Annotated in this window: 20 protein-coding genes and 1 riboswitch; of the genes, 9 read left to right on the top strand and 11 right to left on the bottom strand. The window is 72.0% G+C overall.

The window, feature by feature from the left end:
* Nucleotides 1–362 precede the first annotated feature (362 nt).
* A riboswitch (cobalamin riboswitch) is annotated at nucleotides 363–493 on the bottom strand.
* A gap of 108 nt (nucleotides 494–601) precedes the next feature.
* A complete protein-coding gene (locus tag AC1UKG_RS07245) occupies nucleotides 602–946 on the bottom strand; it encodes a hypothetical protein (protein WP_018742283.1) in 345 nt (114 codons plus the stop codon).
* A gap of 136 nt (nucleotides 947–1,082) precedes the next feature.
* Nucleotides 1,083–2,291, bottom strand: coding sequence for a PucR family transcriptional regulator (locus AC1UKG_RS07240; RefSeq protein WP_482642668.1), 1,209 nt, complete (start codon nucleotides 2,289–2,291; stop codon nucleotides 1,083–1,085).
* A 200-nt stretch (nucleotides 2,292–2,491) separates the two neighbouring features.
* On the opposite strand from AC1UKG_RS07240, the gene AC1UKG_RS07235 reads away from it, so the two are divergent.
* Nucleotides 2,492–4,147 (top strand): FAD-binding dehydrogenase, encoded by a 1,656-nt coding sequence (locus tag AC1UKG_RS07235; RefSeq protein WP_018736573.1) that lies wholly within the window; start codon nucleotides 2,492–2,494, stop codon nucleotides 4,145–4,147.
* A 111-nt stretch (nucleotides 4,148–4,258) separates the two neighbouring features.
* Here the strand turns inward: AC1UKG_RS07235 and AC1UKG_RS07230 are convergent, their stop codons facing one another.
* Nucleotides 4,259–5,497, bottom strand: coding sequence for an MFS transporter (locus AC1UKG_RS07230; protein ID WP_482642649.1), 1,239 nt, complete (start codon nucleotides 5,495–5,497; stop codon nucleotides 4,259–4,261).
* Nucleotides 5,498–5,660: 163 nt separating this feature from the next.
* On the opposite strand from AC1UKG_RS07230, the gene AC1UKG_RS07225 reads away from it, so the two are divergent.
* From AC1UKG_RS07225 to AC1UKG_RS07215, 3 genes are all read left to right on the top strand, one after another.
* Nucleotides 5,661–6,647, top strand: coding sequence for a LacI family DNA-binding transcriptional regulator (locus tag AC1UKG_RS07225; protein WP_018742279.1), 987 nt, complete (start codon nucleotides 5,661–5,663; stop codon nucleotides 6,645–6,647).
* Nucleotides 6,648–6,708: 61 nt separating this feature from the next.
* Complete coding sequence (locus AC1UKG_RS07220) at nucleotides 6,709–7,356, top strand: CatB-related O-acetyltransferase (protein WP_018813381.1); 648 nt, start codon at nucleotides 6,709–6,711, stop codon at nucleotides 7,354–7,356.
* 614 nt (nucleotides 7,357–7,970) lie between these two features.
* Nucleotides 7,971–8,930 (top strand): hypothetical protein, encoded by a 960-nt coding sequence (locus AC1UKG_RS07215; protein WP_018742276.1) that lies wholly within the window; start codon nucleotides 7,971–7,973, stop codon nucleotides 8,928–8,930.
* Between the two features lie 26 nt (nucleotides 8,931–8,956).
* Here AC1UKG_RS07215 and AC1UKG_RS07210 read toward each other — a convergent pair whose 3' ends face one another.
* The gene (locus AC1UKG_RS07210; protein ID WP_482643192.1) at nucleotides 8,957–10,579 is read right to left on the bottom strand and encodes an ABC transporter permease; all 1,623 of its coding nucleotides are present in this window, start codon (nucleotides 10,577–10,579) and stop codon (nucleotides 8,957–8,959) included.
* Nucleotides 10,576–11,502: an ABC transporter ATP-binding protein gene (locus AC1UKG_RS07205; protein ID WP_482642650.1), complete on the bottom strand. Its 927-nt coding sequence runs from the start codon at nucleotides 11,500–11,502 to the stop codon at nucleotides 10,576–10,578. The genes AC1UKG_RS07210 and AC1UKG_RS07205 overlap by 4 nt, the downstream gene beginning before the upstream one ends.
* 409 nt (nucleotides 11,503–11,911) lie before the next feature.
* Between AC1UKG_RS07205 and AC1UKG_RS07200 the strand changes: the two genes are divergently transcribed.
* On the top strand, nucleotides 11,912–13,693 hold the full coding sequence (locus AC1UKG_RS07200) for an N-acetylglutaminylglutamine amidotransferase (protein ID WP_080641875.1): 1,782 nt from the start codon (nucleotides 11,912–11,914) through the stop codon (nucleotides 13,691–13,693).
* 54 nt (nucleotides 13,694–13,747) lie between these two features.
* On the opposite strand, the gene AC1UKG_RS07195 is transcribed toward AC1UKG_RS07200, so the two are convergent.
* Nucleotides 13,748–14,884, bottom strand: a complete 1,137-nt coding sequence (locus tag AC1UKG_RS07195; protein WP_018742272.1) for a glutamate--cysteine ligase — start codon at nucleotides 14,882–14,884, stop codon at nucleotides 13,748–13,750.
* Nucleotides 14,885–15,003: 119 nt separating this feature from the next.
* Nucleotides 15,004–15,426, bottom strand: coding sequence for a Fur family transcriptional regulator (locus tag AC1UKG_RS07190; RefSeq protein ID WP_018742271.1), 423 nt, complete (start codon nucleotides 15,424–15,426; stop codon nucleotides 15,004–15,006).
* Between the two features lie 267 nt (nucleotides 15,427–15,693).
* On the opposite strand from AC1UKG_RS07190, the gene AC1UKG_RS07185 reads away from it, so the two are divergent.
* From AC1UKG_RS07185 to AC1UKG_RS07170, 4 genes are read left to right on the top strand one after another with little or no spacing between them, the layout of a single operon-like run.
* Nucleotides 15,694–16,119 carry a TOBE domain-containing protein gene (locus tag AC1UKG_RS07185; RefSeq protein ID WP_018730517.1) on the top strand — a complete coding sequence of 142 codons (426 nt, stop codon included), beginning with the start codon at nucleotides 15,694–15,696 and terminating at the stop codon, nucleotides 16,117–16,119.
* Nucleotides 16,116–16,883 (top strand): molybdate ABC transporter substrate-binding protein, encoded by a 768-nt coding sequence (gene modA / locus AC1UKG_RS07180; RefSeq protein ID WP_026325090.1) that lies wholly within the window; start codon nucleotides 16,116–16,118, stop codon nucleotides 16,881–16,883. Before AC1UKG_RS07185 ends, modA begins: the two co-directional genes overlap by 4 nt.
* Nucleotides 16,880–17,725: an ABC transporter permease gene (locus AC1UKG_RS07175; protein WP_018742269.1), complete on the top strand. Its 846-nt coding sequence runs from the start codon at nucleotides 16,880–16,882 to the stop codon at nucleotides 17,723–17,725. Before modA ends, AC1UKG_RS07175 begins: the two co-directional genes overlap by 4 nt.
* Complete coding sequence (locus AC1UKG_RS07170) at nucleotides 17,722–18,786, top strand: ABC transporter ATP-binding protein (RefSeq protein ID WP_018742268.1); 1,065 nt, start codon at nucleotides 17,722–17,724, stop codon at nucleotides 18,784–18,786. The genes AC1UKG_RS07175 and AC1UKG_RS07170 overlap by 4 nt, the downstream gene beginning before the upstream one ends.
* Before the next feature lie 10 nt (nucleotides 18,787–18,796).
* On the opposite strand, the gene AC1UKG_RS07165 is transcribed toward AC1UKG_RS07170, so the two are convergent.
* The 4 genes from AC1UKG_RS07165 to AC1UKG_RS07150 are packed head-to-tail and all read right to left on the bottom strand — an operon-like array spanning nucleotide 18,797 to nucleotide 24,070.
* The gene (locus AC1UKG_RS07165) at nucleotides 18,797–20,587 is read right to left on the bottom strand and encodes an IucA/IucC family protein (RefSeq protein WP_482642651.1); all 1,791 of its coding nucleotides are present in this window, start codon (nucleotides 20,585–20,587) and stop codon (nucleotides 18,797–18,799) included.
* Nucleotides 20,584–21,150 (bottom strand): GNAT family N-acetyltransferase, encoded by a 567-nt coding sequence (locus AC1UKG_RS07160; protein WP_482642652.1) that lies wholly within the window; start codon nucleotides 21,148–21,150, stop codon nucleotides 20,584–20,586. Before AC1UKG_RS07160 ends, AC1UKG_RS07165 begins: the two co-directional genes overlap by 4 nt.
* Entirely contained in the window at nucleotides 21,147–22,433 is a 1,287-nt protein-coding gene (locus AC1UKG_RS07155; RefSeq protein ID WP_018742265.1) for a SidA/IucD/PvdA family monooxygenase, read from the bottom strand. Before AC1UKG_RS07155 ends, AC1UKG_RS07160 begins: the two co-directional genes overlap by 4 nt.
* A 35-nt stretch (nucleotides 22,434–22,468) precedes the next feature.
* On the bottom strand, nucleotides 22,469–24,070 hold the full coding sequence (locus tag AC1UKG_RS07150) for a pyridoxal phosphate-dependent decarboxylase family protein (RefSeq protein WP_482642653.1): 1,602 nt from the start codon (nucleotides 24,068–24,070) through the stop codon (nucleotides 22,469–22,471).
* Between the last annotated feature and the right edge of the window lie 90 nt (nucleotides 24,071–24,160).

Raw genomic sequence — 24,160 nt, 5'->3', positions numbered from 1 at the left:
GTGACGCCCGCGCGGAGGTGCGGGCGATCAGCGGAATGGGAGACGATTCGGCTTCACGGGCGCCGCCTCGGGCCACCCGACCGGGCGGCCGACTGGGCGCGCGTCAGGCAGCGATCAACCGCGGGCAGCGGGGCGAAGAGCGACGGCACCAATCACGGCAGTGGGGCCACTCTCGACAGCGGGCCCCATCACGGCAGCGGGCCCCATCACGGCAGGGGGCCCCATCGCGGCAGCGCCGGGCCGCGGACCGATCGCGGGCACACCGCCACCCGCCAGGTTGATACGACATCTGTCGATGAATGGGATGCTATGTGCATCGGGTCCTCCTCGGGTATCCACGCCCTGGGGTGCGCCGACGGCCGAAGTATCCTGGCTCCCGGATCGACGCTCACCCCCGGCCTTCCAACCGCGCGACGCACGGTCGTGGCTCCACAAGGAGGATCGCTCCCCGGTGACAGTGGCGGGACCGCGCCGGATTCACACCGGCTTCCTTCACTGCCGTCCGGCCGCGAACTCTGCCACACCGCTACGTCCCGGTCAACGCAACCGAGGTGCGACCAGAGGTCAACCGGTCCCGGAGCCATGGCCCCGGGCGCGGCGACTACCGAAGGCGCCGCTCCGGGTGGGCCCGGTTCCAGGCACGCATCCGCTCCGGATAGCCCATCTTGGCCGCTTCGTACAACGGCAGGGCCAGCCGGCGGGCAAGCTCCGCGGCAACCCGTGGCGACCTGGTACGGCGGCGAATCCACTCACCGTCGTGCGCGATCGCCACCACCGTCGTGTCCGTCGCCGTCGTCTCCGGCTCCAGGTAGAACTCGACTCCGGTTCGGCTGGCGACGAACTGCTCCAGCGCCACCAGGTCCGCACGGTTACCCTCCCGGTCGAGCTTGGTCGGCACCCCGTCAGACCCCCAGGTACGCGACCGCTTCCGACTGAACCAGCCCATGCCGCTCCTCCTTGCGTCTCCGGTGCCGCCGGCCTCCAGTGCACCACCCTTGGCTGAGCGCCGGCTGTACACCCCCTGACGCCGAGCTGAGGGTGCGCCGCCAGCGGGTGTGGCCAGGTCCGCAGGGCCGGCCGGCTCAGCGCGCCGGGGGCGGGAGTGAGGCATGCGTCACCGCGAGCACGAGCCGGTCCCAGGAGTCGTTCAGACTGCGGCCGGTGAGCTCGGTGAGCCGGCGGAGCCGATGGCGCATGGTCTGCGGGTGCAGTCCGATCGCGGCCGCGGCCTCGATCGCCGACCCGTGGGTGAGGTACGCGTGCAGCCCTTCGCGCAGGTGGGCGTTGGCGGGGGTGAGCACCGGCCCGAGGACCGCGGCGTGCAGTGCGGCACGGTCAACGGGGGGCGCGCCGTGCAGTACCGCGACGGTGAGCGCGTCGCCGCGGTCGAGGAGGGTCCGGCGGGCGAACGCCGCCACGGGTGCATGCTCGAGCGCGGCTACCGCAGCCCGGTAGTCCTGCGGCAGGGTCGCCGGGGAAGCGCCACTGATCAAGCAGGCCCGCCAACCGCCGGCGGCCACGGCCGCCGCGACCGCGGACTGATCGTGCTCGTCCGGGAGCAGCAAGACGCCCGCGCCGGCCCGCACCGTGCTCAGCAGCGCACCGGTACTCAAGTCGACCGGGCCGTGGTCCGCGCCGACGGCTGGCGACGCAACGAGCGCGGCGACGCGGGCCGGGTGGGTCTCCGGACTCGTCGGGTCGCCGACGGCGAGGAGGAGGCCGAAGCTGGCGGGAACACGGACGTTGAGCTGCTCGGTACGGTCGGCGAGGGCCCCGGCTGAGGTCTGGCGACCGGCGAGCAGATCGTGCAGGAACTCGTCGATCAGTCGACGCCGGTCGGTGACCAACTCGGCGGCCTTGTGCTGGTAGCCGTTGGCCAGCGCCTCGGACAGCTCGTCGAGCGCGGCGACGAGGGCCTGCACCAGCGCGGCGAGGTCGGCGACGGTCAGCCCGGGCGGGGCGTGCTCGGCGACAGCGTCGGTGATGATGGCCGCCGCGACCCGATAGGCACGCAGCACCGCCAGCAGTGGTCGACCGTCGGTGGCACGGGTGGCACCGATGCCCCGAAAGCGGCCGATGTCCCGGACGGTCAGCCGAGTGCCATCCACCCACATCTCGGTGAGCCGGGTGACGGCCCACTGGGCGATGGCCGTAACCTCCCGCAGTTGGGTGTCGCTGAGTTCGCGGTAGATCGGGACCTGGTCAACGACCGCGCCGACCATCTCGTCCACGAGGGTCGAGCTACGCTCGGTGAGCATTCGATGCACGACCAGGCGTTCCGCGAGGCCCACCCCGGTCACCGCCCCTCGCACTGCCAGCCGGCACGACCTCCCCGGACCGCGCGGATTGACAATACTCATGCTCACCTGGCGCGGAAGTGGTGGCGTCGCCCGGTTGGCTGCGGCACGGTGGGGCAACCCCCGGCGCCGCCCCGCTCCCGCGAGCGGCCCGGAAGCGGGTCACTGCCCGCCCGCACCGATAGGAGGCAGCCGTGGAAGCTGACGTCGTCGTGGTCGGAGCCGGTCTGGCCGGGCTGGTCGCCGCCGCCGAGGCGGCAGACCTCGGCCGGAGCGTGCTCCTCGTGGACCAGGAGGGGGAGCAGAACCTGGGCGGGCAGGCCTTCTGGAGCCTGGGCGGACTCTTCCTGGTTGACAGCCCCGAGCAGCGGCGGATGGGCGTCCGGGACTCCCTCGAGCTGGCCCGGCAGGACTGGTTCGGCAGCGCCCAGTTCGACCGGGACGAGGACCGGTGGCCACGCGCCTGGGCCGAGGCCTACCTGGAGTTCGCCGCCGGAGAGAAACGGTCCTGGTTGCGGCAGTACGGGCATCGCGTCTTCCCGGTGGTCGGCTGGGCCGAACGCGGCGACGGCCGGCCCGGTGGGCACGGCAACTCGGTTCCACGGTTCCACATCACCTGGGGCACCGGTCCCGGCGTGGTGGAGCCGTTCGAGCGACGGGTACGGGCGCACGTCGACACCGGGCGGATCCGGTTCGCGTTCCGCCACCAGGTTGACGGGCTACTCGTGGAGGCCGGTGCGGTGGTCGGGGTGCACGGCAGCCGGCTGGAGCCGACCACGGCCGAGCGCGGCCGGCCGAGCAGCCGCACCGTGGTCGGCGAGTTCCAGGCCCGGGCCCAGGCCGTCATCGTCACCAGCGGCGGCATCGGTGGCAACCACGACCTGATCCGCCGGGCGTGGCCGGCACGGCTCGGCAGCCCGCCGAAGCGGATGGTGGCCGGAGTGCCGGCCCACGTGGACGGCCGGATGCTGGGCATCGCCGAGGAGGCCGGCGCCAACATCATCAACCCGGACCGGATGTGGCACTACGTCGAAGGGCTACGGAACTGGGATCCGATCTGGGAGAACCACGGAATTCGCATCCTGCCCGGCCCCTCCTCTCTCTGGCTGGACGCTGCCGGCAACCGGCTGCCGGCTCCGTACTTCCCCGGCTTCGACACCCTCGGCACCCTGCGCCACCTGCGCCGCAGCGGCTACGACTACTCCTGGTTCCTGCTCACCCAGAAGATCATCGAGAAGGAGTTCGCGCTCTCCGGCTCCGAGCAGAACCCGGACCTGACCGGCAAGGACCTCAAGCTGCTGCTGTCCCGGGTACGGGCCGGCGCTCCGGGGCCGGTCGAGGCGTTCAAGCGGCACGGCGAGGACTTCGTCGTCGCGGACACCCTCGACGACCTCGTCACCGGGATGAACCGCATCGCCGACCCCGACGTGCCGGCGATCGAGGTAGGCCGGATCCGTACGCTCGTCACCGAACGGGACCGGCAGCTCACCAACACCTTCTGCAAGGATGCCCAGGTCAAGGCGATCCGCTCCGCCCGCAACTACCGCGGTGACCGGCTCCTGCGGGTCGCCGCGCCGCATCGCCTCCTGGACCCGAAGGCCGGGCCGTTGATCGCCGTACGGCTCAACATCCTCTCCCGCAAGACCCTCGGTGGGCTGGAGACCGACCTGGACGGTCGCTGCCGCACCCGCGACGGCGACGTCTTTCCCGGTCTCTACGCCGCCGGCGAGGTGGCCGGGTTCGGCGGTGGCGGCATGATGGGCTACAACGCCCTGGAGGGCTCCTTCCTCGGCGGCTGCCTCTTCTCCGGCCGGGTCGCCGGCCGCGCCGCCGCCCGCCAGCTCAGCTGACGGGCTGGGCCGGGCGGGGCCACCGTTCGAAGGTGTGGATCCACAGGCCGTGGGCGACGCCGACCTGCACCGCGGTCGGGCCGAGCACCGCGAACGCAGTGACCAGGCACGTCAGCAGGGCCCGGCCCGGCCGGGACGGTCAGCGGGGAGGCGGGTCACCGGTAGCAACGCCAGCGACGGCAGCAGCAGCACCGGCACGACCAGCAGGGCATGCAGCGTCCCGACCCGGTCCCCGAGCAGGCCCAGCAGCGGTGGTCCGGCGAGGAACGCGGTGTAGCCGATCACGGCCACCACGCTGACCCGGGCCGCGGCGTGCTCCTCCTCATTGGCCGCAGCGCTCATCCCCACCGGGAAGCTGAGGGAAATGCCGAGGCCCCACAGCGCCACGCCGGCGACCGCAACCGGTCCGGAACCGGCCAGCACCGCCACGCCCACACCGACCACGGCGAGCAGGATCGTGATGCCGAGCACGGGCACCCGGCCCCAGCGGTCCAGGGCGAGGGTGCCGACGGTCCGTCCTAGGGTCATGCCGATCACGAACACGCCGTAGACGGCGGCTCCGGCCGCCTCGGTGACGCCGTAGCCATCCACGAACGCGACCGCGACCCAGTCGGTGGCGACCCCTTCACTGAACGCTGCTACCAGCACAAACAGGCCAATCAGCAGGGTCCGTGGTTCCCGCCAGGCGGCCAGCACCGCCCGGCGGCGGGCCGGGGAGCCCCCGTCGGCGTCCGGCGTCGGCTCGGGGACCGGTAGGAACGCCCGGGTGCCGAACACCGTGCCGAGCAGCACCGCTCCGCCAACGAGCGGCAGGTGGACCGCCAACGCCAGCCCCACCTCAGCGGCCACCGCACCGAGGCCAGCCCCCGCCACCGAGCCCAGGCTCCACGCCGCGTGGAACCGCGGCATCACCGTACGACCGAGCCGCCGCTCCACCACGGCACCCTCGATGTTCATCGCGACATCACAGGTACCGGTGCCGTAGCCAAGGACAACCAGACCCACCGCCACCCCGGGCAGCCAGCCCGCCGCGCTCGCGCTGACGCCGGCGATCCCCAAGCCCACGGAGACCAACAGGGTCGCCAGCGCCACCGTCCGGGCGGTGCCCAGTCGCTGGGCGACCAGACCGGAGGTGGGCATCGCCAGTACCGCTCCCGCCGACATCGCGAGCAACAGCAGCCCGAGCCGGCCCGCGGACAGATCAAGCGCCTCCCGGACCGCCGGCACCCGGGCGAACCAGGACCCGATGGCGAGGCCGTTGAGGGCGAACACCACCGCGACACCGGTGCGGGCGGTGCGCACCAACCGGTGTGCGGCAGCGGGCGCGGCCGGGGTTGTGACGCTGCTCACCACAGGTTCCTTTCGCTTGAGTATTGGTCCTGGCTGCACGAGCACACCCCTGAGAACGTTCTCAGTGCAAACCGAAAAGTACTCACAGGCCGCCGCCGTCGGGCCGAGCAATAATGTCCTGACGACAAGCGTCGCCCCGGCGACGGGAACGGGGGGGACCACGATGCCGGCACCGCAGCGCGCGCCGACCCTGGCGGATGTGGCTCGGGTGGCCGACGTCTCCCGGGCCACCGCCTCTCGGGTACTGGCCAACAACGGGTACGCCGCGGCCCATACCCGCGACCGGGTCACCGCCGCCGCCGAAAAGCTCGGCTACGTGCCGGACCCGGCCGCCCGCGCCCTGGTCCGGGGCACGGGTGTGCGGCTGGTCACGGTGGTCCACGGCACCTCGCCCCGGGTGCTCGAGGACCCGTACGTCGACCAGGTTGTCGGCGCCGCCGCCCGGGTGTGCGCCCCGCACGGCGTCGGTGTGGCCCTGCACTGGCTACCGACCCGGAACCTGGCCCAGCTGCGCCAACTCGGCGAACAGCGCGGGGTGAGCGGGCTGATCCTGGTCAACACCACCCCTGCGGTCCTGGCCGCCGTGCCGCCCACGCTGCGCGGCCGGGTCGCCTCGCTCGGCGTCGGCTCCCCCGTGGTGGCCTCCTTCGACATCGACAACGGCGGCGGCACCACCGCGCTGGTGGAGCACCTCTACGCGACGGGCCGCCGCCGCATCGCCATGATCAGTGGTTCTCGCTGGCTGCCCTGCGCCGGCCGCTCGGTACGCGCCTACCGGGGAGTGCTGCGCGCGGCGGGGCTACCGCCCCGGCTGGTTCGGGGTGACTTCACCGCGGGCCGAGGGCGTGCCGCAGCCCGGGAGGTGCTGGCCCGCTGGCCAGACACCGACGCGATCGTCGGCGCCAGCGACGTGACCTCGTTCGGCGTGATCAACGGGCTTCTCAGCGATGGTGTCCAGGTCCCCGGGGACATCGCGGTGACCGGCTTTGACGACACTCCACTGGCCGCGATGACCAACCCCTCGCTCACCACGTCCACCCACCCGGTGGCCGGAATCGCGACAGCGGCCGTGACCGCCGTACTCAACGGCGATGCGGTCCTACCGCCAACGCTCTTTCCGTCCCGCCCGGTGCACCGGATGAGCGGCTGACGCAACACGCCACTGCGCATAATAGATCCCGTTTCCACCTTTACCTCAGAAGGACGTGGCGATGACAGGCACTCCAGCCGACCCGGGTGTCCTACATCCGATGCCCGAACAGCCACGGCTGGTGCTGTTGAAGCCACTGATCACCTCGCCGCTGATCGACGTCGGAGAGTTCACCTACTACGACGACCCGGACGATCCGACGGCTTTCGAGGTTCGCAACGTCCTCTACCACTACGGGCCGGAGCGACTGGTAATCGGGAAGTTCTGCGCGTTGGGCGAGGGCGTACGGTTCATCATGAACGGCGCCAATCACCGCATGGACGGGCCCTCAACCTTCCCGTTTCCGATTATGGGTGGCTCCTGGAGCGAACACTTTGACCTCATCACCAACCTGCCCGGGCGGGGAGACACGGTGGTGGGTAACGACGTGTGGTTCGGTTACCACACCACGGTAATGCCCGGCGTCCGTATCGGCAGCGGGGCAATCGTTGCTTCTGGATCTGTCGTCGTTGACGATGTCCCCGAATACAGCATCGTCGGCGGCAACCCGGCCCGGGTGATCCGCCGCCGCTTCCCCGAAGGAGAGGTCGCCCGCCTGATGGCGCTGGCCTGGTGGGACTGGCCGCTACCACTCATCACCGATCACATTCGCACGATCATGTCCGGCAGCATCGACGCCCTGGAGACCGTCGCGCCGCCACAGGGCTGACGGGTCTCATCCATGGGAATCATCAATTCGGGCCGCTGCGGGGAACGACTCATTCGTCGTTCCCGGCGGAACCGGCATACTTCCGGTCTGCTCGCTGTCGAGCTGCCCCATGAGGAGGGGCACGACGGGCGCACGACGTTCAGTCGTATTGCTGGGGCAGCTCGACAGTGGCCGGACCAAGAACCATCAGGCCGGGCGCCCTTTGATGACCCGCCATCGGCGTCCGCCTCAGAGTTTCCTCCGCCAGCTCGGCTCCCTGGAACAGCGACGATTCGTTGATCACCGAGCCCCGCCCCGCCACCGAACCACCGCCACCCTGGGCAGCCAGCCGACAGCGCTCGCACAGACACCGGTTACTCGAGCGGTGGCGCTGGGGCCGGGCCGCACGAGCACACCCCGAGAACCTTCTCCACCCGCACCGAATCTCCCCGCGCCGGCTCGCGGGCAGTCAGCCGAGCGCAGATCGGCACGCCGCGCCGCTGCCGCCCCACTGGCCCGGTCCTTGTTAACGTGAGTACGCGGCGACACCGCACCTGCCGGCACTCCCCTCGTACCTGGCACCGACCGCACCACCCTTCGGCCCGGCGGACCGGTTGACGGACGAGGGAGGCGACATGGCCGACGGCCCGCCGGCGGAGGCTCCCCCGCCGCCCGTAGCCCCCGATCCGGATCAGCACCGCCAGGCCGCTCCGGGCGCCACGCGACCTGGCCGCTGGGCCCGGCCGGTGCGGGCATGCCGACGGAGCGCGACACGGCTGGCAGCCGGAGCACGGCGAGTAGCCGCCCGGCTGACACCAACGGCCCGTCGGTTCGCCACCCAGCTGGTCTCGGCGGTCCGGCGACTCACCACCTGGCTGGCACCGACCACCCGGCGGCTGTGGCGGTGGCTGCTCACCGTGGCCCGTACCGTCGACACGGCCGCGAAGCAGGGGCCAGCCCCGCCTCCGCCACCGGATCCGATCGAGCGGCGGGAGCCGGCCGGTCCGATCACCGTCTTCGCCCGGGGCTACGTCTTCACCTTCACCATCCGCGCCGACCTCACCTGGCGTTCGCAGGGACTGCGACCGGATCAACTGGCCTGGTACGCCCACTACTTCCTGCCACCGGCCAGCCAACGGCTCACCAGCATCGCCGCCGATCTCGCCCGCACCGTCGCACCGCACCGGGCCGGTGAGCTGGAAGCGCAGCTGCAGCGGAAGCTCGCCCACCAGGAACCGTGGTCGTTCGAGCGCGGCGGTCAGACGATCACCTGCCGGCCCGAGGCGTGGGTGCAACTCGACGAACGAGTCCGTCAAGCCCTCCAGCCCTACTGGGAACGGGTGATCGCGCTGGACTGCCGGCACGAGGAGCTGCTACGCCGCGCCCGCTACGCCGAGCAGCTCAACCGCCGCTGGTCGGCGATTCTCGCCGACCTGCCCGACGGCGATGTCCCGGAGACGGTCCGCGAGGAGCTCGCCCGCGCCCGGGAGCGGACCCTCTCCGAGCAGCGGGCCGCCGCGCGGTGGAGCGGCGAACTACTACGCCAACGCCACACCGGCCCGGAGTCCGAAACGGAGCCGGAGGTCTCCGGCTAACGCCCCGGACTCGGGCTGCGCGCCGCTCAACTGGGAACGTCGCGGCGGCGGAAGCCGGCCAGCCCGGCGGCGATCAGCGCACCGGCCACGGCGGTGAGCAGCACCAGCGGCAGCACGGTCGCCTCGACCGCCGGCACCGCCGGGACATGGGTGTACGGCGAGAGGTTGAGCACCGCCTGCGGCAGGTCGAGTGCCGCGCCGAGCTGCCCCAACAGCAGGAATCCGATCAGCACCGCCCAGGACAGCGACACCGACCACCGGGGAACCAACCCGAGCAGCGCGGTCACCAGGCCCGCCACCACCAGCAACGCCGGTAGCAGGAGCAGCCCGGTCCCGCCCAGTTCAAGCGCGCACCGGCCCGGATCGCCGGCTGCGAGTCCGTAGCCGAAGCCAGTCGCGAGCCCGGCCAGCAGCACGAGGACCGCCGCGCCCAGGACGGCGCCCACCACCTGGGTGGCCAGCCAGCGAACCCGGCCCACCGCGGTCGCGAGTACCGCCTCCAGGACGCCGCCCGACTCGTCGGCGCGGGTACGCAGCAACGCCTGCACCACGTACGCGCCGATGGCCAACGCGAACACTCCCAGCATCGCGGCGAGGAACGCGTCAACCAGGTCGTCGGCCCCGCCCCCCATCGCGGCGATCAGGTCGGCGGCAGCGGGATTCTCGGCGATCACGTCGTTGACCTCGTCCGCGGCGAAGCCCATCGAGACCCCGAGGATCACCACCGCCACCGACCAGCCGACCAGGGAACCGCGGTGCAGCCGCCAGAGCAGTCCGCTCGGGCTGAGCAGGCCGGCGGCGGCACGGGCCGGCCCCCGGCGGTCACTGAGCAACCCGGCGCCGAGGTCCCGCCGACGGGCGAGACCGAACGCGGCCAGGGTGGCGCCGACCAGCAACACGACCGGCAGGCCCAGAACCCACCACCGTTCCGCGCCGAATGCGCGTACCTGATTGCCCCAGCCGAGCGGGGAGAGCCAGGACGGCCAGGCGCTCACCAGGTGCAGGCCGTCCCGCTCACCGAGGACATCCCCGGCGGCGCGGAGCAGGAACGCCACCCCGACGGTGGCCGCGGCCAGCGCGTTCGCACCACGGGAGGTAACCGTGAGCTGGGCGGCGACGGCGGCGAGGGCGGTGAAGGCGACACCGACTCCGCCGACCGCCCCACCGGCGGCGAGGGATCCGGCCAGCGGCAGGCCGGCGGCCGCGAAGGCCAGCCCGAGGAGGAGGGCGGCGGCGATGTTGGCCCCGACGACCACGAGCAACGGGGCGGTGAGCAACGCGTGCCGGCCGACGACCGCCGCACCGAGCAGCTCCGCCCGGCCGGTCTCCTCGTTCTGTCGAGTGTGCCGGACGACGGCGAACGTGCTGACCAGGGCGGCAAGCAGGGTTAACGTCAGGTACGCCTCGGCGACGACGATCGAGCCCAGGTCGGCGTTGAAGATCGGCCCGTTGAAGGCGCGTGCCACCACGCTGGTGAGCGCGGTGTCGGCATAGCTGAGGCGAGCGGCCTCGTCGGGATAGAACTCGATGACACTACCGGCGAGGGCGAAACCGAGTAGCGGCGTACCGAGCAGCCAGGCCCCGAGCTTGATCCGGTCGCGGCGCAGGACCAGCCGGGCCAGTCGGCCGGTGCCGGTGAATGCGCTCACCGGGCCCGCTCCGCGCCGCGGTCGGCGACGACCTGGCCGTCGTCGGCCCCGTCGTAGTGCCGCAGGAACAGCTCCTCCAGAGTGGGTGGTGCGCTCACCAGCGCCCGGACCTCGAAGCGGATCAGGTGGGCGAGCAACGCGTCGAGGTGCTCCGGCTCAACCTCCACCCGGACCCGGCCGTCAACGGCCCGGACCTCGTGCACGCCGGGTAGCTCCGCGACACCGGTCAACGGGCGCACCGTCTCGACGGTGACCGTCGTGCGGGCGAGGTGCCGCAGCTCGCTCAGGGAGCCGGACTCGACGGTCCGGCCGGCGCGGATGATGCTGACCCGGTCGCAGAGCGCCTCCACCTCGGCGAGCACGTGACTGGAGAGCAGCACCGTGGCGCCGTTGCCGGTGAGCCGCCGCACCTCTTCCTGGAACACCGCCTCCATCAACGGGTCGAGCCCGGAGGTCGGCTCGTCGAGCACGTACAGCTCGACCTCGGAGGCGAAGGCGGCGACGATCGCCACCTTCTGCCGGTTGCCCTTGGAGTAGGCCCGGCACTTCTTGGTCGGATCGAGGTCGAATCGCTCCAACAGCTCGTCGCGACGGCGCTGGTCCAAGCCACCGCGCAGGGCCCCGAACAGGTCGATCGCCTCCCCGCCGGAGAGGTTGGGCCACAGGTTCACGTCGCCCGGCACGTAGGCGAGTCGGCGGTGCAGCGTCACCGCGTCGCGCCACGGGTCACCGTCGAGGAGCCGCACCGTGCCGGCGTCACCGCGCAGCAGCCCGAGCAGGACGCGGATGGTGGTGGACTTCCCGGAGCCGTTGGGCCCGAGAAAGCCGTGCACCTCCCCCGCCTCCACCTGCAGGTTGAGCCCGTCGAGCGCCCGGACCGCGCCGAAGCTCTTCACCAGGCCGTCAATCGCGATAACGGGCATGGGATCTCCTGTCGCCGTCAGTTCGCGCCAGGTGCGCGCGTCGGTACCCCCGCCCGGGTGAACCGGTCGCCACCACCCTAGGGGGCCCGCGCCACGCTATACCGGTCGCGGGTCCGCCTCGACGCTCGGTCCGGACGGCGAAGCGCCACCGGTGCGCCGGTCGCCGGCTGGCCGACCACGACGCCCGATGCTGGCCGCGGGAGAACACTGCGTGGTCTGGCCGGTGCCGGGCACCGGGGCGGGTTTGAGTGACCCCGAGCCCGGGTACCCGGCGCACCCGTCCGCGGGACGGGGCCCGGGCCAGGCCCGGTGGCCAGGTGAAACGGTGCGACGGGACGGTGGCCATGGATTCGACGCTCGGCCATCGGCCCTCCCGGACCGCCGGACAGCGGCCAGAGGGGCACTGAGCGTGTGCGGCATCAGCGGGGAAGCGCGTTTTGACGGATCGAGGCCGGACACCGAGGCGGTGATCCGGATGAGCCAGGCGATGGAGTCCCGCGGCCCGGACGACACCGGCCACTGGACGGACGGCTGGGTAGCCCTCGGACACCGCCGGCTCACCATCATCGATCTCTCCGACGCCGGTGCTCAGCCGATGGTGCGCGAGGACCTCGGCTCAGCGCTGGTCTTCAACGGGTGTATCTACAACTATCCGCAGTTGCGCGAGGAGCTCCGAGCCGCCGGGCACACCTTCCGCTCCACCAGTGACACCGAAGTCATCCTGGTGGCGTACGCCGAGTGGGGGGAAGCCTTCGTCGACCACCTGGTCGGCATGTTCGCAATCGGGCTGTTCGACCGAACCCGCCAGCGGCTGCTGCTGGCCCGCGACCGGCTCGGCATCAAGCCGCTCTACCTGGCGGAGTCCCCCGGTCGCCTGCGCTTCGCCTCAACCCTGCCCGCGCTACTGCACGCCGGCGAGGTGGACACCGACATCGACCCGGTTGCCCTGCACCACTACCTCTCCTGGCACTCGATCGTGCCGGCGCCGCGGACCGTACTGCGCGGCGTCCGGAAGCTGCCCCCGGCGACGCTGCGGGTGGTCGAGGCGGACGGGCGCAGCCGCGAACACGTCTACTGGCGGCCGGAGTACGCCCGCGACCCCGCCCACGCCGGTCGGGATGCCCGGGACTGGCAGGCAGCGGTCGGGGACGCCCTGCGCGCAGCGGTTCGCCGGCGGTTGGTGGCGGACGTCCCGGTCGGGGTGCTGCTCTCCGGTGGACTGGACTCCAGTCTCATCGTGGCCCTGCTCGCCGAGGCGGGCCAACACCAGCTGCAGACGTTCAGCATCGGGTTCGACAGCCAGGGCGACGAGGTCGGTGACGAGTTCCACTACTCCGACCAGGTGGCCCGGGCCTTCGGCACCGACCACCGGCGGATCCGGCTCGCCGACAACGACCTCCTGCCGGCGGTGCGGGCCACGATCGCCGCGATGACCGAGCCGATGGGCAGCCACGACGTGGTGGCCTTCCACCTGCTCAGCGAGCAGGTGGCCAAGCACGTCAAGGTGGCCCAGTCGGGGCAGGGCGCCGACGAGGTGTTCGCCGGGTACGGCTACCACCAGCCGCTCGCGACGGCACCCCGGGACGGGGCGGCGGAGGTGTTCGCCGCCTCCTTCTTCGACCGTGACCACGCCGAGCTGTCCCGGGTTGTCAGTCCGGCGTACGCCCATGACCGGGACGCCAGCCGGGAACTGCTCGTCGCCGAGTTGGCCGCGCCGGGCGCGGAGACGGCGCTGGACGCGGTGCTACGCCTGGATACGCACCGGATGCTCCCCGATGACCCGGTCAAGCGGGTGGACAGTATGTCCATGGCGTGGGGCTTGGAGGTCCGCACCCCCTTCCTGGACCAGGACCTGGTCGCGCTCGCCGCGGCCTGTCCGCCTGAGCACAAGGTGGCGCAGGGCGGCAAGGGCGTGCTCAAAGAGATCGCCCGGGAGGTGCTCCCGGGCGAGGTGATCGACCGGCCGAAGGGGTACTTTCCGGTGCCGGCGCTGCGCAACGTCTCCGGGCGGGTGCGAGAGCTGGTGCTCGACGCGCTGCGGGCACCGGCCGCCCAGGAACGGGGGCTGTTCCAGCCCGAGTATGTTGACGAACTGCTCGCCGATCCGGCGGCGACGCAGGCCGCGGCCGGCAGCAACAAACTGTGGCAGCTCGGACTGCTGGAGCTGTGGCTGCAGACACACCATCGGTAGGGCGGGCGGCCGCTACGACGGGCTTCAGCCCAGCGGCAGGACGGGCGGTCCGGCTCAGGCCGGGACGGGGCGGGTCTGTGCGGCCAGGTGGGCCAGCACGGCGCGGACATCGCAGCCGGTCCGCTCCAGTATCCGACGCTGTCGTGCCGCACCGGTGCCCTCGTCCCGGAGCCGAGTTAGCTGGTCGCGCACATACCCCCGGTCGCCCTGACGCTCCAGGGCGGGCGTGACGAGGGCGAACATCTCGTCCACCAGGTCCCAGGCCGGCCGGGCGTGCCCGGTACGGAGGTCCACAAGGTCACCGTCGAGCCCGTCGTGAGCGGCTCGCCAGTGGGCGGCGGAGACCAGGCAGCCACGGATCCGGGTCGCACGGGCACCGTCCCGGACCTCCGCCGCGAGGGTCGCGACGAGGGCTCGTACCAACGCAGCCACCAGCACCGTGTCGTCAACCGTGGGACAGACGTCGCCGACCCGCACCTCGACCGTGGGGTACGCGACGGAGGGCCGGACATACCAGTAGACCATTCCGGCGTCGAGCATGATCCCCGCCTTGATCAGATCCGCCACCGTGGCGTCGTAGTCGGCGGCCGAGTCGAAGTAGGGGGTGGGGCCGATACTCGGCCAACGCTCCAGCTGCATTCCTCGCCAGCTCGCGTGCCCGGTGTCCTGGCCGTCGTGCAGCGGGGAGTTGACGGTGAGGGCCTGCACGACCGGCAACCACGGGCGCAGGTGATTGCAGACCTGGACCGCCAGTTCCCGATCGGGCACGCCGACGTGCACGTGGCAGCCGCAGACCGCCGGGTCGTGCGCGACCGGTCCGAACCGCCGGGACATCGCGTGGTAGCGAGGTTCGTCCGGTACGGTCCGGTGCGCCTCGTTCACCGGAGTCGCTCCCACCGCGACGAGGCGGGCGCCGGCGGCCTCGGCCGCGTCAATGGCGGCGGTGCGCAGCGCCACCAGGTGTCGCCGCAGCTCCGTCAGGTCGGATACGACCGGCGTGACCATCTCGACCATGCTGTGTCGAAACTCCTGCCGGCTCTGCTCATAGGCGGTGCCGGACAACCCGTCGAGTACCCGAGCGGCGACCGGCATGCTCTCCCCCGTATTGGAGTCCAGCAGCAGAAACTCCTCCTCCACCCCGAGGGTGAGGGTGTCCAGGTCGGGACGGTCGGTGGCCGGACGGTACGTCATGGCGATCGGCGTCCGTTCGTCGGGCGGCGCGCGAGACGCCGCGTTGCCGGGGTGCCGCAGTGCCGATTTCCCGGCCGGCGGGGCGGGAAACACCCCGGCTCATGACAGCCCGACAGCGGTCAGGACGCGGCGCAGGCGGCGCAGTTGCCGAAGATCTCCAGGGTGTGCCCGACCTCGGTGAAGCCGTGCTCGGCCGCTACCTGGTCGGCCCAGCGTTCGACCGCCGGGCCGGCCACCTCCACGGTCCGGCCGCAGGACCGGCAGACCAGGTGGTGGTGGTGACGACTCTGGCTGCACTGGCGGAAGAGCTGTTCGCCGCCGGGCAGCCGGGTGGAGTCGATCTCACCGGCGTCCACCAGAAGCTGCAGGGTGCGGTAGACGGTGGTCAGGCCCACCCGGGCGTCGCGGTCGCGGAGCATCTGGTGCAGTTGCTGCGCGGTATGGAACCCGTCGACTTCCCCAAGCAGTGCGAGCACCTCGGCTCGCTGCCGGGTGTTCCGGGTTGCGTTCGGAATCGTCTGCGGCACCGTACTCCCCACCATCTCACGTGTGCTGACTGCCGGGGCAGCTCCGGCGTACCCACATTATGCGCGGTCGGGTCGACCCAGCCCGCGGCGTCCACCCGCGGCGCCGGCCGCCCCGTCGATCCCGCCGCCGACGGTTCGACCTGACCATCGGGTCAGGTCGGCACGCCGGCGCCCGAGTGGAACCCAGACCTCGTGGTTGCGAGGAATCTTAACCCTGATGCCTTGCAACCGCCGGGAAGAAGCGGGTCAACAGCTCTTGGATGCAGACGCTAGGGTGATCGGGTGACGAGGTTCCGGATCGGGGAAGCGGCCGAGCTGCTCGGGGTGAGCGCCGACACCGTCCGCCGCTGGATCGACGCCGGGCGCATTCGGGCAGAACGCGACGAGCACGGACACCGCGCCGTGGACGGGGTGGATCTGGCGGCGTTCGCCCGCGCGCAGGCGGCCGAGCGCGACGAGCGGTCCGACGCCTCGTCGGCCCGCAACCGACTACGCGGCATCGTCGTCGGCGTCGTCCGGGACACCGTGATGGCCCAGGTCGACATCCAGGCCGGCCCGTTCCGCATCGTCTCCCTGATGAGCCGGGAGGCCGTTGACGAACTGGACCTGCGGGTCGGCTCGCTGGCCGTCGCCGTGATCAAGTCGACGAACGTACTGGTCGAGCGGGCTACGCCGCCGGCCGGCACCCGGGGAAGGCCGGTGCCGTGAGGCCGCGCACCGCGGTCATGGCGGGCGCCGTCACGCTGGTCCTGGCCGGCTGTGGCGCCCCGGGCGGCGAAACCGCCGACGGTGGCGTGACCGGCACGGTGACCGTCTTCGCCGCCGCGTCCCTCACCGCGACGTTCGACCGGATCGGACGCGACTTCGAGGCAGCCCACCCGGGCAGCACCGTCGTGTTCAACTTCGCCGGCAGCTCCGCCCTCGCCACCCAGATCACCGAAGGCGCCCCGGCGGATGTCTTCGCCTCCGCCGCCCCGCACCACCTGGCCGCCGTCACCACCGCCGACGGCACGGACGGCACACCGGCCGTCTTCGTCCGCAACCAGCTCGTCATCGCGGTCGCCGCCGGCAACCCCGAGGGGGTACGGAGCCTGGGTGACCTGACCCGGCCCGGGCTGAAGGTGGCGCTCTGTGCCGAGCAGGTGCCGTGTGGGTCGGCCGCCCGGCGGGCGCTCGACGTCGCCGGAGTCGCGCCGACCCCGGTCACCCTGGAGGCGGACGTTCGGGGGGCCCTGGCGAAGGTACGGCTGGGTGAGGTGGACGCCGCCCTCGTCTACCGCACCGACACCCGGGCCGCCGCCCCGGAGGTGGCGGCGGTGGAGTTCCCCGAGTCCGCCCAGGCCGTCAACGATTACCCGATCGCCGTGTTGGCCGATGCGCCGAACCCGACCGCGGCCCACGCGTTCGTGACCCACGTCCGGTCCGCCGAGTCACAGGCGGTGCTCACCGAGGCCGGGTTCCAGGCGCCGTGACGCTCATCGACCAGCCGGTCCGGCCGGCGGGCTCCCGCCGGCCGCGTAGTGCCCGGCGGCCGGGCAGTGGCGTTCCGGTCGCGTTGCTGCTGCCGGCGCTGCTCGGTCTGGCCTTCCTGACCCTGCCGCTGATCGGTCTGCTGGCCCGCACCCCGTGGAGCACCCTGCCGCAGCGGCTCGCCGAACCCGGGGTGCTCGCCGCGCTGCGGCTGTCGCTGCTCACCGCCACCCTGGCGACCCTGCTCTGCCTGCTGCTCGGGGTACCGCTGGCGTGGCTGCTCGCCCGGGTGGAGTTCCCCGGCCGGCGGCTGGTGCGCGCCCTGGTGACCGTGCCCCTGGTACTCCCACCGGTGGTGGGCGGGGTGGCCCTGCTGCTGGTCTTCGGTCGGCGCGGGCTGATCGGCGGCTGGCTCGACCAGACCTTCGGATTCACGCTGCCGTTCACCACCACCGGCGTGGTGTTCGCCGAGGCGTTCGTGGCAATGCCGTTCCTGGTCATCGCCGTGGAGGGGGCACTACGCGGTGCCGACCGCCGGTACGAGGAGGCCGCGGCCACCCTCGGCGCCGGCCGGTGGACCACGTTCACACACGTCACCGTGCCACTGGTCGGCCCAGGCCTGGCCGCCGGCGCGGTGCTGTGCTGGGCCCGCGCGCTGGGCGAGTTCGGTGCCACGATCACCTTCGCCGGCAACTACCCGGGCCGGACCCAGACCATGCCGCTCGCGGTCTACCTGGCGCTGGAGACCGATGTCGAGGCCGCGATCGTACTCAGCCTGGTTCTGCTCGTCGTCTCGGTCGTGATCCTGGCGGGGCTACGCGACCGATGGATCACCACACCATGACCGGGCACCTCCTGGACGCGCGCCTCGCGGTGGAGCGGGGCGACTTCCGGCTGGACGTACCACTGCGAGTCGCCGCCGGTGAGGTGGTGGCGCTGCTGGGTCCAAACGGCGCCGGCAAGACCACCGCCCTACGGGCGCTTGCCGGTCTGCAGCCCCTGACCGCCGGCCACATCACGGTGGCGGGCAGCGACCTGGACCGGCCGGACCGGCGCACGTTCGTCCCCGCCGAGCACCGTTCGGTCGGCGTGGTCTTCCAGGACTATCTGCTCTTCCCCCACCTGAACGCGCGCGACAACGTGGCCTTCGGCCCCCGCCGGCACGGCGCCAACCGGCGGACGGCCCGGCGCAGCGCCGGCGAATGGCTGGCCCGGGTGGGGCTGGTCGAGCACGCCCGCCGGCGACCCGGGCAGCTCTCCGGCGGGCAGGCCCAGCGGGTGGCGCTGGCCCGGGCGCTCGCGGTACGGCCGGCCGTGCTGCTGCTCGACGAGCCGCTGGCCGCCCTGGACGCCCGTACCCGCCTGGAGACCCGCGCCGAGCTGCACCGGCACCTGGCCGCCCACCCCGGCGCCACCGTGCTGGTCACGCACGACCCGCTCGACGCACTGGTGCTGGCCGACCGGCTGGTGATCGTGGAGGAGGGCCGGGTGGTCCAGGAGGGGGATGCGGCCGCGGTCACCGCCCGGCCCCGTACCGACTACGTCGCCCAGCTGGTCGGGCTGAACCTGCACCGGGGCCAGGCCGAGAACAACTCTGTTCGGGTCGCCGACGACCTCCTGCTCACCGTCCCGGAGCACCTCGACGGGGACGCCTTCGTCGCGTTCCGCCCCTCGGCGGTGGCGCTGCACGACGACCAGCCCGCCGGTAGCCCACCCAACACCTGGCCGGCGACGGTCGCCGGGGTGCAGCGCCATGGCGACAACCTGCGGGTGCAGTTGGACGGGCCACTCCGGGCGGCGGCCGACGTACCACCCGCGACCGCGGCGACCCTGCGCCTGATCCCAGGCCAACGGGTGTGGGCCGCGGTCCGGGTGGCGGAGACGCACGCCTACCCGGCGGGCTAGTTCGGGCCCCTCAGGTGCCGGGGCGGTACGGGGCGAGCGGGTTGGCCAGCGTGCCGACGAGTTGCAGCGCCCCGGCCGGGTCGGCGAGGTCAACCATCTGCTGGTTGTCGCGCAGCTGCAGCCGGTTGAGGCAGGAGAGCGCGAACTCGGGCGCGAAGAGGTCGTACCGGCGGGCCCGCTCGGCCAGGTGCGGCACCCGGTCCAGGTATCCGGCGGCGGATTCGGCGACCGTCCGCCAGAAGGTCTCCTCCGGGCAGACCCCTGCCTCGACCAGCACGGCGTTGAGGTGCCGCAGGAAGCAGTCGATGACGTCAGTGAAGATCGACAGCAGTCGCATCTCTTCCGGTACGTCGGCGCGGATCCGCTCCACCGCCGGCGGCAACGGCGCGTCGGCGCTCATCACCGCGATCTCCTCGGCGATATCCTTGAAGATCACCCGCTCGACCACGCCCTCGTGCAGGACCAGGATGACGTTCTCGCCGTGCGGCATGAACACGAGGTCGTGCGCGTAGAAGGCGTGCAGCAACGGCACCAGGTAGGCGTCGAGGTAGCGGCGGAGCCAGGCCGCCGGGGTCAGCCCCGAGGCGGCGATCAGCGCGGCGGTGTGGGACCGGCCGTCCGGGTCAACGTGCAGGAGCGAGGCCATGGTGGCCAGTCGCCGGCCCGGCGCCAACCCCTGCACCGGGCTCTCCCGCCACAGCGCCGCCAGCATCTTTCGGTACGGGGAGTAGCGATCTGTCGCCGCCTCGTACTGCCGATGCCGGTAGCCGACGGCAGCCCGCTCGCGCAGGATGGTCAGGCCGGTGCCGCGGAACACCTCGTCGCCGTCGATCAGGTCGGCGAGCCAGTCGTTGATGGCCGGGGTGGCCGCCATGTAGGCGGCTGACAGGCCCCGCATGAAGCCCATGTTCAACACGGACAGCGCGGTCTTCACATAGTGCCGGCCGGGTTCGGTCAGGTTGAAGAAGGTCCGGATGGACTGCTGGGCCCGGTAGTCGTCCGGCCCCGCACCGAGGTAGACCAGGTGCCGGCGGGCCACCTCCCCGGCGAAGGTCACCGAGAGCTTGTGCTGCCACTGCCAGGGATGCACCGGGATGAGGTGATGGTCGGCGAGGTCCAGGCCGAGCCCGGCCAGGATGGCGGCGAACCGGGCCCGGGTCTGCTCATCCAACTCGGCACGGATCAGGGTGTCGTAGTCCAGCTCGGCCGAGCAGCTGAAGGTCGAGTGGTCCCGGTGCGCGGCGAGCCAGCTGAGCCGCACCGGCGCGGCGGCCTCCGGCGCGTACCGGTGGTACTCGTCAGAGCTGAACCCGAGGCGGCCGTTGTTGGCCACGAAGCAGGGGTGCCCCTCGGTCATCGCCGACTCCACGGTCTGGAAGTCGGCGGCGACCAGTTCCTCCGCCGCCGGCCCACCTCGGGCGAGCTTGTACGCGGTCCCGGCGAGGGTGGCGGTGATCTCCTCCAGGTAGACGGGCAGGACCCGGTCGGAGAGACCGAGCGCGCCGCGCAGCTCCAGGCAGAAGTCGCCGGCGTCAACGGACAGCTGCCCGGACTCCCCGTGTCGGGTGATGCTGTCGGGGTCGATCTGCCAGTGCTCCAGGGCGAGCAGCCGGGCGGTGAAGCGGTACTCGATCATGCCGTCGTCGCTGCGGACGCGGTAGCGCCCCGGCTCGGCCGGCATCGGCTCCGGGGTGAGCAGCCGTTCGTGCGCGAACTCGGCGAGGGCCTTGCGCACCAGCAGCCGGTTGGCCTGCTCCCAGCGCGCCGGGGTGAGGTGCGTGACGGCATCGCCGGGGTTCATGCGGGCGCTCCTTCGGTGGCGGCGCGGAAGGCCGCGCGGGTGCAAATGCTCAGGAGGGCGGTCTTCGCCGGTAGCTGCACCGGGCCGACGACCTGGAAGCCCACGGCGGCATTGCGGGCGTGGACAGCGGTGTTCCGGATGTCCGGCTCCACCACGACCCGCTGGGTGGCGGGGTCGGCGAAGAGCCAGTCCAGCACCGTCGTGAGGACGGCATGGGTGAACCCGGGCACGGGCGTCTCGGTGGGCGCGCAGAGGAAGTGCATACCGACATCACCGGGGTGCGCGTCGTACCGGCCCACGAGTTCCACGTGGGCCGGGTCGTAGCGTTCGGCGAGGAACACCGGCGTCCCCTCGTGCCACCCGAGGTACGCGTCGTGGTGCGGGTGGTCGGCGATGCGCCGGTACTCGGCGGCGACCTGCGCCACGTCGGCGTCCTGCATCAGCCAGAAGGCCGCCTTCGGAGCCGTTACCCAGCGGTGCAGCAGCGGGGCGTGACCCTCCGGGTCGAGAGCGCGCAGCGTGAACTCGCCCAGGAGCGGGTCCTGGCGGGTGTGCACGGTCACGAGTCCACCGCCGCCGGGGCCCCGAACTCCTGGAAGGTGACGCTCTTCTCCACCGGGTAGTACTCCCGGCCGAGCAGCTCCCGGATGAGGTACGCGTTCCGGTACGGTCCCATGCCCAGGTCAGGTGAGGTGACGCTGTGCGTGTGGGTGCCGCCGTTCTGGAGGAAGACCTCTCGTCCGGTGTGGTCGATGCTGTAGTTTCGGGCGAGGTCGAACCGGCCGTGGCTGTCCCAACGGAGCCGGTCCCGGATCCCGTCCACGAACGCCGGCACCTGGAACCGGTAGCCGGTGGCCAGCACCAGGCCCTCGGTGTCGAGGGTGAAGTCCCGACCCTGCTCGTGGTGGCGCAGACCCAACGTGTATGTACCGGCGTCGTGGGCGGCGCTGACCAGCTCGGTGTTGGTGAGCAGCCGGGTACGGACCGGGCCGTCGACGCTGCGCGCGTACAACAGGTCGAAGATGCTGTTGATGAGGTCGGAGTTGATTCCCTTGAGCAGCCCGACCTGCTCCTTCTCAAGCTGGTAGCGGGTCTCCTCCGGCAGCGCGTGGAAGTAGTCCACGTAGTCCGGTGACGTCATCTCCAGCGTCAGCTTCGTGTACTCGAGCGGGAAGTAGCGGGGCGACCGCGTCACCCAGTTGAGCTGGTAACCGTAGGTGTCGATGTCGGTGAGCAGTTCGTGGTAGATCTCGGCGGCACTCTGCCCACTACCGACGATCGTGATGCTCCGCTTGCTCCGCAGTGCGTCCCGGTGCTCGAGGTAGCGGGAGTTGTGGAACACGTCCCCGCCCAGCCCCTGGCAGACGGCGGGCAGCTCGGGCGAGGTGCCGGTGCCGAGCACCAGGCGCCGGGCCCGGTGGGTGACCGGGCCGTCGGCGGTCTCCGCGTGCACCACGTACTCGCCGTTGGCCGCGTCGTACTCCACCGTGGTGACGGTGTGCCCGAAGCGCAGGGTCGACAGCCGGTCTGCCGCCCACCGGCAGTAGGCGTCGTACTCCGCCCGCAGCGGGAAGAAGCTCTCCCGGATGTAGAAGGGGTAGAGCCGGCCGGTCTCCTTCAGGTAGTTGACGAAGGAGAACGGCGAGGTGGGGTCGGCGAAGGTCACCAGGTCGGCGAGGAACGGCGTCTGCAGTCGGGTGGACTCCAGCAGCATGCCGGGGTGCCAGGAGACGTCGGCCCGGGCCTCCAGGAAGAGCCCGTCCAGCTCGGAGATCGGCTCGGTCAGGCAGGCCAAACCCAGGTTGTAGGGGCCGAGCCCGATCGCGATGAAGTCGTGGGTGGTCATGTGCTTCTCCAGACGGGGTGTTGCGAAGTGGTTGATCAGGCGACCGAGCAGGACAGATCGGCGGGGCGGACGCTCCGCCCGGAGGCGTGGTCGTGCGCGTACCGGCCGGCGTGTTCGGCGATCAGGTCCAGCACGAGGGTCACGTCCGCGCTCGTGGTCGCGGGGTTGAGCAGGGTGAACTTGAGGTGGGCCCGGCCGTCCACCATGGTGCCGGCCACCATGGCGGTGCCGGAGGCGGCGAGTTGGGCCCGGGCGTGCCGGTTGGCCTCGTCGGCCAGCTCGGCGTCGGTGCCGGCGGGGCACCAGCGGAAGACGACGGTGCTCAGCGGGGAGCGGGCGACCACCTCGAAGCGGGGGTCGGCGTCGGCGAGGGCCCAGGCGTCAACGGCGCGGCGGCAGACCTCGTCGAAGAGGGCGCCGATCGCGTCCGGGCCCATCACCCGCAGGGTCAACCACAGCTTCAGCGCGTCGAACCGGCGGGTGGTCTGCAGACTCTTGTCCACCTGGTTCGGAATGCGCTCGGCGACCGCCCGGGCCGGGTTGAGGTAGTCGGCGTGGTAGGTGGCGTGCCGCAGCACCTGGCGGTCCCGGACCAGCAGCGCGCTGGAGCTGACCGGTTGGAAGAAGGACTTGTGGTAGTCGACGGTCACCGAGTTGGCCTGCTCGATGCCGTCGAGCAGGTGCCGGCGGGTCGGCGAGACCAGCAGGCCGCAGCCGTACGCGGCGTCAACGTGCAGCCAGGCGCCGGCGGTGGCGCAGCGCCCAGCGATCTCCGGCAGCGGGTCCACGGTGCCGAAGTCGGTGGTACCGGCGGTGGCGACCACCGCCATCACCGGCAGGTCGGCCCGCTGGCAACGTTCCAGTTCCCGGTCCAGCGCCTGCGGGCACATCCGGCGGGCCGCGTCGGTCCCGACGGTGATCACCGCGTCGGGCGCCAGTCCGAGCAGCTTCGCGGCCTTCTGGACGCTGAAGTGCCCGGCGGCGGAGGTGAGGATCCGCAGCCGGGGCAGGAGCGCGGCCCGGGCGTCGGCATCGGCGGCGTGCGCGACGGCCTCCTCCCGGGCCAGCAGCAGGGCGTGCAGGTTGGACTGGGTTCCCCCGCTGGTGAAGATCCCGTCGGCGGCCGCTCCGAGGCCGATCCGGGCGGCCGTCCACTCGATCAGGTGACGCTCGATGAAGGTGGCGCCAGCGCTCTGGTCCCAGGTGTCCAGCGACGGGTTGACCGCGGTGAGCATCGCCTCGCCGAGCAGCGCGGGAATCGCCACCGGGCAGTTGAGGTGGGCCAGCGAGCGGGGGTGGTGGAACCAGACCGCGTCGCGCAGCCACAGCTCGTCCAACTCGGCCAGGGCGGTGGTGTGGTCGCCGAGCGGCCGGTCGAGCTCGATTCCGCCGACGAGCGGGGCTAACTCGTCCGGGGTGACCCCGGTGAAGGGTCGGTCGACCGCGGCGACCCGCTGGGCCACCCGCTCCACCCCGTCGGCGAGCGCCTGTCGATAGTGGTCGACCGAGCCGTTGCCGAGCAGGTAGGCCTGGGCGGCCTCGACAGTGCCCGGGGACGCGGACCCCGCGTCGGTTCGGGCCGAGCTGGGCCCTTGGTCGAGCGGTACGGCGGCAACGGGGCCTGCGGACGGGTTCATCGGTGATCCTCATCTTCATGGTGCCCAGATGCGGGCAGCCGCCATCGTCCGCCGTGCGCTGACGGCGGTTGCGGTGAGTGGCTTCGGGCG

The organism is Salinispora sp. CH2A1_6 (assembly GCF_056820975.1).
The sequence above is the reverse complement of the archived record's forward strand: the minus strand, read 5'-3'. Positions and strand labels throughout refer to the sequence as shown.